Source organism: Streptomyces sp. ATLC9 (assembly GCF_057196705.1).
On record NZ_JBXUOY010000245.1, the window covers coordinates 1 to 7,798 of the forward strand.

The window sequence follows — 7,798 nt, forward strand, 5'->3', positions numbered from 1 at the left end:
CCCCGGCCGGGGCGGCGGGGGGGGGGGGGGGGGCGGGGGGGGCCCCCCCCCCCGCGCGCCCATCCTGGCCGATGCCCCGTTTCATGCCGGCAGCCGCCGTCACCCGTACGCCGCGCCGCGAGGACGGTGCGCGGACGGGTGACGGCGGCTGCCGGCCGGGCACTACCCGCACCGCGTCCCACCAGGAGGCCACCGGATGGACCGCGACACCGTGACGGCGCGAGTACGGACGGCGCGAGTGCGTGCCGCGAAGGCCCCTCCGGCCGACGTACGGCGCCGGCTCCCCCGTACGGACGCGGTGCTCGCCGACCCCCGGCTGGCCGAGGCCACCCGGCGCCTGGGCCGCGCCCTGGTGAAGTCCGAGGTGGTCCGGGCCCTGGAGCGGGCCAGGGCCGGGGAGATCCCCCCGGAGTCCGTCGCCGGCGCCGCGGCCGAGGCGCTGCCGGCGACGGCCGGAGGGCTGCGGCCGGTGGTCAACGCCACCGGTGTGCTGCTGCACACCAACCTGGGCAGGGCCCCGCTGTCCAGGGCCGCCCGGGAGGCGGTGGACGCCGCCTGCGGTCCCACCGACGTGGAACTCGACCTGGCCACCGGCGCCCGCTCCCGGCGCGGAGCCTCCGCCCTGGACGCCCTGTGCGAGGCGGTGCCGCACGCCGAGGCCGCCCATGTGGTCAACAACGGCGCGGCCGCCCTCGCCCTGGCCGCGACCGCGCTCGCGACGGGAAAGGAGATCGTCGTCAGCCGGGGCGAGATGGTCGAGATCGGCGACGGCTTCCGCCTGCCCGACCTGCTGGTCTCCACCGGCGCCCGGCTGCGCGAGGTCGGCACCACCAACCGCACCTCGGCCGAGGACTACGCGGCGGCGATCGGCCCCGACACCGGCTTCGTGCTGAAGGTCCACCCCTCCAACTTCCGCATCGCCGGCTTCACCCGTTCGGCCTCCGTGGCCGACCTGGCCCGGATCTGCCCTCCCGGCGTCCCCGTCGTCGCCGACATCGGGTCCGGGCTGCTGCGCCCGGAGCCGGTACTGCCGGAGGAGCCGGACGCCTCCGGCTGGCTGCGCGCGGGCGCGTCCCTGGTCACCGCCAGCGGCGACAAACTGCTCGGCGGCCCGCAGTGCGGCCTGCTCCTGGGCCGGGCCGGTTTGGTGCGGAGCCTGGCCCGCCATCCGCTGGCCCGCGCGCTGCGGGTGGACAAGCTGACGCTGGCGGCGCTGGAGGCCACGGTGCGCGGTCCCGAAACCCCCGTCCACACCATGCTCCACACCGGTCCGGAAGACCTGCGGGCACGCGCCGAGCACCTCGCCGCCGAACTGCGCGGCGCGGACGTCGAGGCCCGCGCCGTGGACAGCGAGGCCGCCGTCGGCGGGGGAGGGGCGCCCGGTGTCGCACTGCCCAGCGCGGCGGTGGCCCTGCCCGAGGAGTGCGCCGGGCCCCTGCGGCTGGGCGATCCCGCCGTCCTGGGGCGGGTGGAGGGCGGACGGTGCCTGATCGACCTGCGCACCGTCCCGCCGGAGCGGGACGCGGACGTGGCCGAGGCGGTGCGGCGGGCGGCCAAGGCCGCCGCGAACGGCCGGGGACTGGGGTGAGGGGGGACGTGCACGTCATCGCCACGGCCGGCCACGTCGACCACGGCAAGTCCACCCTCGTCCGGGCGCTGACCGGAATGGAGCCCGACCGCTGGGAGGAGGAGCGCCGCCGCGGCCTCACCCTCGACCTGGGCTTCGTGTGGACGTCCCTGCCCGGAGCCGGACGAATCGCCTTCGTCGACGTGCCCGGCCACGAGAGGCTGGTCGGCAACATGCTGGCCGGAGTCGGGCCCGTGCCGGCCGTTCTGATCGCCGTCGCCGCCGACCAGGGCTGGCAGCCGCAGTCCGAGGAGCACCTCGCCGTCCTGGACGCGCTGCGGGTGCGGCACGGCGTCCTCGCCGTCACCCGCGCCGATCTCGCCGACCCCGGCCCGGTCCGTGACGACGCGCTCGCCAGGATCGCCGAGACCTCGCTGGGGAAGGTGGAGGCCGTGCCCGTCAGCGCCGTCACCGGTGCCGGACTGGAGGAACTGCGAGCCGCCCTGGTCCGGCTGACCGCCGCGCTGCCCGAGCCCGACCGGGCCGCCGACGTACGGCTGTGGGTGGACCGTTCCTTCACCGTGCGCGGCCGCGGCACCGTGGTGACCGGCACGCTCGCCGCGGGCACCCTCCGCACCGGCGACCGCCTCGTCCTCGCCCGTGACGACCGGGCGGTGGTCCGCGTACGCGGGCTGCAGTCCCTCAAGGAGGACCGCGAGGAGGTGGGTGCGGTCGCCCGCGTCGCGGTCAACGTGCACGGCGCCGGAGCCGAGGCGCTGCGGCGCGGCGACGCCCTGCTCGCCCCCGGCCGCTGGATCACCACCGGCCTGCTGGACGCACGGCTGCACGGCGACCCGGCGGACGATCTGCCCCGGCACCTGGTGCTGCACGCCGGTTCCGCCGCCGTCCCCGCCACCGTACGGCCGCTGGGGGCGGACACCGCCCGCCTGACCCTGGAGCGCCCCCTGCCGCTGCGGGTGGGTGATGTGGCACTGCTGCGCGACCCCGGGCGGCACCGGATCCCCGCCGGGATCACCGTGCTCGACGTCCGCCCGCCCCGGCTGGAGCGGCGCGGCGCCGGACGGGCCAGGGCCCGCGAGCTGGAGACGGCGGCCGGCGTGCCGGACGGCGCGGCCCAGGTACGGCGCCGGGGACTGGTACGGCGCGCCGAACTACGGGCGATGGGAGTGCGGCCCCCGTACGAGCCCGTGGCCGGGGACTGGATCGCCGACCCCGGCCACTGGGCCGTGCTGCGGCGCGCACTGGCGCGGGCCGTGGAGGAGCACGCGGCCCGGCATCCGATGGACCCGGGGCTGCCCGCCGAAGCCGCCCGCCGCGCCCTCGGCCTGCCCGAACGCGCCCTCGTCCGGGCCCTGGTGGCCGCCGGGCCGCGACCACCCCTGGAACACCGCGACGGCCGGGTCTACGGCAGCACCGCCCGACCCCGGCTGCCGCCCCGGGTGCGCGGGGCGGTGGACGCCGTACGCGCCGAGCTGCGCGCCGCGCCCTTCCGCGCCCCGGAGGCGCACCGGCTGGCGGAGCTCGGCCTCACCCCGAACGCGGTCGCGGCGGCCGTCACCGCGGGCGAGCTGCTCCGGATCGGCGACGGGATCGTGCTTCTGCCCGGTGCCGACGACCGGGCCGCCGCACTGCTGGCCCGGCTGGAGCAGCCCTTCACCACCAGCGAGGCGCGCCGCGCCCTGGACACCACACGCCGGGTCGTGATCCCCCTGCTGGAGCACCTGGACGCACGTGGTCTGACGGCCCGTCTGGACAACACCCGGCGGCGCTGCGAACCCCGGGCCGGACAGGCCGCCGCCGCACCGGACGGCTGACGCGCCGTCCCGCCGGTCGCACCGGCCCACTACGCTCCCTGCGCGAAGCGTCAGCGCGAGAAGGGGGCTTGCCGATGTCCGGCCACCACTGCGGTGATCAGTCCGGCGATCAGTCCGGCGGCGCGATCGGCGCAAGGACCGGTACGCGTGCGCGCGGGCTCATCAACGACGGGGACCCGCGCGTCGAGGCGGTCGAACGACAGCTGGGCCCGGAACTGGTCGAGCCGCCTCCCCCGGAGCGGCTGCGCTACCTCGCGGCCCTGGCCGTCGCGGTGTGCGACGAGCACGGTGACCGCGGCCGGTCCGTACGGGACGAGGGGCTCGCCGGGCACACGGGGCGCACCCGTTCGGCACGCTCGGAGCGCGGCCGCGCCACCCGCGCGCTCGCGGGCGTCCTGGCAGGGGTCCTCCTGTTCCTGCTGCTGGTTCTGGCCGCCTCGGTGGTCGCCTCGATGGCCGCCGCCGCCCTCGCCCTGTGGCGCGCCGTGCTCTGAGCCCGGGGCGGGCTGCTCCGAACGGGCCCGGGAAGTGGTGGAAGCGCGGGACGCCACCGAGGCTGGGAAGGGCGACCGCACCCCGGAGAGGTGATTCCCATGCCCCTGCTCCCCATCGACCGCGGTGACCTGGGCCTGCTCGTCCTCAGAGCGGGCGCGGGCGGCGTTCTGTTCGCACACGGCACCCAGAAGCTCTTCGGCTGGTTCGGCGGGCACGGACCGGAGGGCACCCGGGAGGCGATGGAGTACATGGGCTTCACCCCCGGCAGGGCGAGCGCGCTCGCCGCCGGGCTGGCGGAGGCGGGCGGCGGCGCGCTGCTGGCCCTGGGCCTGGCCACGCCGGCCGCGGGAGCGGCGGTCGCGGGCACCATGACGGGGGCGGTGTCGGTCCACGCCCCGTCGGGCTTCTTCGTCACCGGGGGCGGCTACGAGTACCCGGCCTTCCTGGGCTTCGTCGCCACCTGCCTGAGCATCACCGGGCCGGGACGCCACTCCCTGGACCATGTGCTGGGCCACCGCCTCAACCGCCCCTGGGTGATGGCGGCCGCCTTCGCGGCGAGTACCGCGGCCGCCGCCGTCGTCCTGCGCCGCCGGGCGGGCGCGCTCGGCAGCGGACCGGAGCAGGCGACGCCTCCCGGCGCGGGCCCCGTCCCGGACTGACGGAGGCGGCAGCACTTCCGAGGGGGCGTCCGGCGCAGGGCGCGGAGCCGTTGTCAGTCATCGACCACCGGGTAACCGCGACTCCTGGTTTCCGCCGAAGAAGGACCGGCGGAAGAAGCACTGACCGGACAGCACCCGGCCCTTCCAGTTACGGAACGATCACAACGCCACACGCAGCGTGGGTGATCGTGCAGTCTGGCCAGGCCGCCCCCCGCGCGTCATCCGCAGTTTGGAGCACCATGCACCCGCACGACCCGAACCAGCCTCAGCAGCCCCACCCCGGGTACGGTCAGCCTCAGCAGTCCCACCCCGGCTGGACGCCACCTCCGCCGAAGAAGTCCAACGTCGGGAAGGTCGTCGGTTTCGGCTGCGGTGGCGCTCTCGTCGCGCTCGCCCTCTTCGGTGGCTGCGCCGCTCTCATCGCCGGAGGCGACGATTCCTCCAGCGAGTCCAGCAAGGACAAGCCCGCCGCGACCGCCGGCAAGGGCTCCGGCGAGAAGCCGAAGGACGCCGCCGAGGGTGCGGACACCGACAAGGCGGGGTGGGACGACGTGAAGATCACCGGCTGCCAGGTGGACAGTGCCCTGTCCTGGGCGTCGGCCGATGTGGAGATCACCAACAACAGCAGCAAGACCAGCAACTACATGGTCCAGGTCGAGTTCGTGGATGCTGGCGGGACACGGCTGGACGAGGGGTTCGCCGCGAGCAACAACCTGGCACCGGAGCAGACGACGAAGGAGACGGCGCAGGGGACGAAGCAGGTGGAGGGAAAGGTGACATGCAAGATCACCGATGTGACGCGGTACGCGTCCTGATCTCGTAGCAGCCTCCCCGGCAGGGGCCGCCAGGAGAGGAATGCACCATGAGTGACTTCAGTGACCGCGTAGCTCAGATGACCGAATGTCCGGCCGTGCTGCGCACCCTGCAGGGCCGGATCGTGGAGAGGGTGCGCGAGATCCAGGACATAGCGGCGTTCGGCCCGCACCCCGGCCTGACTGCGCTGGATGACGAACCGGGCACCCTCTACCGCGGCTGGCTCTGACCACTTGTCGCAGGTCGGTCACAGCGCCACCAACACCGGGGGGGGGGGGGGCCATGGCCCGGCCGCCCCCATCCACAGGCCGTTTGGCGGAGGCGGATGGGAATCGAACCCGTTTGGATACAAGGCTGTGACCTGCGGTTTCGCCGTAAAACGGGACCAACTGCGTACCAGTTGATGCCAACACGCGCCAACCGACACCAGTCGATGCCCTCTCGCGCCCCCTGTGGGGGCACGGCTCGGGGGCGCGGTGACACACCTGTGGCCCGACCCCGCGACGGTGGGGCCGGGCCACGATGAGCCGGTCAGTGAGCCAGAGAGCGCTCGGCGACGCGCTCCAGATTCTCGCGGAACACCTTCGACGGGTCCGGGGTGATAGTCCTCAGAGCCACCATGCTCGTGAGGATCACGTCGCACAGTTCCTTCTGCACGTCGTCCCACGTGTGGCTGGCGCCTTTACGGGGGTTGCCGCCGGTGGCGCCGTGGACGGCTTCGGAGACCTCCCCGGCCTCCTCGGTGATCTTCAGGATGCGCAGTACCCGGTCCATCTCCGGTGTGGCTTGGCTGTTCTCGTCCAGCCATTCCACGAGTCGGTCGATGGTCTCCCAGGTCTCGTCTTCGCTCATGTGCGTGCCGTTCTGCGGGGCCGGGGCGCCGCCCGGTCAGAATAGGGCGTCCGGGTCTGGCGCGGTGGTCGAGTCGGACCCTAGCAAGCCCGCGGTTTCGGGATGTGCGCGATGGGTGCGCACTGCTCGGCGATCCACCGGACGCGTTCAGCGGTGGTCAGGCCGGTCGGCAGCTCCACCATGGGCACGCCGGTGCCGGTGAGCACCTGGTGCAGGGCGGGGTCGGTGTCGTCCTGAAGAGTGAGGACCTTGTCCCGGAAGCGGTCTCCGCCGGACTGCTGGTCGAACTGATCGCGGCAGTAGACGATCAGGTCGTACGCCAGGGGCATCCATGCCCGGCACATCGTTTCCATCGCGGCGAGCACCGAGGCGGTGCCGGGCTTGTCCGGGTCCAGGACGAGGCGGGCCAGGGCCAGGACGTTGGCCGGGGTCTTGTCGGCGATGAGGAGCTGCTGGTGCCGTGCGGTGCGGGCGGGCACGGTGAGTTGCTGGGCGAAGAGGTCGAGTTCGGCCACCAGGTCGAATGTGCCCTGGCCGTGCAGGACGATGGCCTCCATGAACGGGCTGGTCCGGGCGGGCTCGCCGGTGCAGGCGACGCCGACTCCCTGTTCCCGGTAGTAGGAGGTCAGGGCGTGGACGAGGGTGGACTTGCCTGCGGCCTGGGTTCCTTCCACAGCGATGACGGCGCAGTCGCGGATAGGCATGGTTCCCCCAAGAGGCTGGTGAAGGTGGGTGAGTGGAGCCAGGGCCACGCGCCATCCGCGCCGGCGGCGAGCACGCGGTTGACGTTCAGGCCCCGCCGCTGGTCCCAGCGGCCCAGGTCGCGGGCGTGGGCGGCGACGTAGGCGGTGGACAGGGAGTGCCGGACGTTGAGGACGCTGATGCGTTCGCGGGCCTCCGACGACCCGGTGTTGAGCCATGTGCGGTGCAGGGCGGTCATGGAGGTGCCGCGCAGCTCGGGCTGGGTGACATCGAGACCGAGTTCGGTGCACACGTCCACCAGGCGGCGTGAGGTGCCGGTGAGGAGGTGCCCGGCGTCGAACCGGGTGTCGATGTAGTGCGGGCCGCCGTCCACGTCGGCGGCGCGGCGGCTTTTCCACGCCTGCCGCGCGTCGTTCACGGGCTGCTGCGGGGCGGGGGCGTTGGCGGCCAGCACGGCGAGGTCGGAACAGAGCTGGTGCCCGGTGATCAAGTCGGCGTGGTCGGTGGCGGTGCGGATCGTGGAGGCGGCCGCCTCCACCAGAGCGGCGGTCTCCTCGGAGTTCTCGACATAGACGCTGGTGAACGCGTAACCGGTCTCTTCCAGGTCCGCCGGGCCGCCGTGGCGGGGAAGGTCCAGCCACACGATGGAGAAGCAGAACGGGCGGTTGCCGTTCTTGATCCGGTAGTTCTTCGTCCACTCCACATCCACGGAGGCGAGCCGAACGGTGCCGGACGGCTTGCGGGGCGGGACGGGGCGGTCGTGGCTGCTGACAGTGATCATGGTTCTCCTCGCTGAGGTGGGGGGGGGGCCCCCCCTGGCCGCCCCCCCCCCCGGGTCCCGAAATGGGGGGGCGCCCCCCCGCGGCGGAAAAAAA

General features: G+C 74.1%; 9 protein-coding genes. 6 read left to right on the top strand and 3 right to left on the bottom strand.

The window, feature by feature from the left end; translation table 11 throughout:
* The first annotated feature begins 196 nt into the window (after nucleotides 1-196).
* From selA to AC2CJA_RS21250, 6 genes are all read left to right on the top strand, one after another.
* Complete coding sequence (gene selA / locus AC2CJA_RS21225; protein ID WP_484604267.1) at nucleotides 197-1,588, top strand: L-seryl-tRNA(Sec) selenium transferase; 1,392 nt, start codon at nucleotides 197-199, stop codon at nucleotides 1,586-1,588.
* Between the two features lie 8 nt (nucleotides 1,589-1,596).
* Entirely contained in the window at nucleotides 1,597-3,402 is a 1,806-nt protein-coding gene (gene selB / locus AC2CJA_RS21230) for a selenocysteine-specific translation elongation factor (RefSeq protein WP_484604268.1), read from the top strand.
* A 74-nt stretch (nucleotides 3,403-3,476) separates the two neighbouring features.
* Nucleotides 3,477-3,896 carry a hypothetical protein gene (locus AC2CJA_RS21235; protein ID WP_484604269.1) on the top strand — a complete coding sequence of 140 codons (420 nt, stop codon included), beginning with the start codon at nucleotides 3,477-3,479 and terminating at the stop codon, nucleotides 3,894-3,896.
* Nucleotides 3,897-3,995: 99 nt separating this feature from the next.
* A complete protein-coding gene (locus tag AC2CJA_RS21240) occupies nucleotides 3,996-4,556 on the top strand; it encodes a DoxX family protein (RefSeq protein WP_484604270.1) in 561 nt (186 codons plus the stop codon).
* A gap of 239 nt (nucleotides 4,557-4,795) precedes the next feature.
* Nucleotides 4,796-5,371, top strand: a complete 576-nt coding sequence (locus AC2CJA_RS21245) for an FxLYD domain-containing protein (RefSeq protein WP_484604271.1) — start codon at nucleotides 4,796-4,798, stop codon at nucleotides 5,369-5,371.
* Between the two features lie 47 nt (nucleotides 5,372-5,418).
* Nucleotides 5,419-5,598, top strand: coding sequence for a hypothetical protein (locus tag AC2CJA_RS21250; RefSeq protein WP_484604272.1), 180 nt, complete (start codon nucleotides 5,419-5,421; stop codon nucleotides 5,596-5,598).
* 302 nt (nucleotides 5,599-5,900) lie between these two features.
* Here the strand turns inward: AC2CJA_RS21250 and AC2CJA_RS21255 are convergent, their stop codons facing one another.
* The 3 genes from AC2CJA_RS21255 to AC2CJA_RS21265 form a co-directional block, all read right to left on the bottom strand.
* Complete coding sequence (locus tag AC2CJA_RS21255) at nucleotides 5,901-6,221, bottom strand: MazG-like family protein (protein ID WP_484604273.1); 321 nt, start codon at nucleotides 6,219-6,221, stop codon at nucleotides 5,901-5,903.
* Nucleotides 6,222-6,301: 80 nt separating this feature from the next.
* Complete coding sequence (locus AC2CJA_RS21260) at nucleotides 6,302-6,895, bottom strand: AAA family ATPase (RefSeq protein ID WP_484604274.1); 594 nt, start codon at nucleotides 6,893-6,895, stop codon at nucleotides 6,302-6,304.
* Nucleotides 6,847-7,704, bottom strand: coding sequence for a hypothetical protein (locus AC2CJA_RS21265; protein ID WP_484604275.1), 858 nt, complete (start codon nucleotides 7,702-7,704; stop codon nucleotides 6,847-6,849). Before AC2CJA_RS21265 ends, AC2CJA_RS21260 begins: the two co-directional genes overlap by 49 nt.
* Nucleotides 7,705-7,798: the final 94 nt, after the last annotated feature.

Coding starts and splice junctions, on each gene's coding strand:
- AC2CJA_RS21250 (WP_484604272.1), top strand. CDS start 5,419: ATGAGTGACTTCAGTGACCGCGTAGCTCAGATGACCGAATGTCCGGCC.
- AC2CJA_RS21265 (WP_484604275.1), bottom strand. CDS start 7,704: ATGATCACTGTCAGCAGCCACGACCGCCCCGTCCCGCCCCGCAAGCCG.
- selA (WP_484604267.1), top strand. CDS start 197: ATGGACCGCGACACCGTGACGGCGCGAGTACGGACGGCGCGAGTGCGT.
- AC2CJA_RS21235 (WP_484604269.1), top strand. CDS start 3,477: ATGTCCGGCCACCACTGCGGTGATCAGTCCGGCGATCAGTCCGGCGGC.
- AC2CJA_RS21245 (WP_484604271.1), top strand. CDS start 4,796: ATGCACCCGCACGACCCGAACCAGCCTCAGCAGCCCCACCCCGGGTAC.
- AC2CJA_RS21240 (WP_484604270.1), top strand. CDS start 3,996: ATGCCCCTGCTCCCCATCGACCGCGGTGACCTGGGCCTGCTCGTCCTC.
- AC2CJA_RS21255 (WP_484604273.1), bottom strand. CDS start 6,221: ATGAGCGAAGACGAGACCTGGGAGACCATCGACCGACTCGTGGAATGG.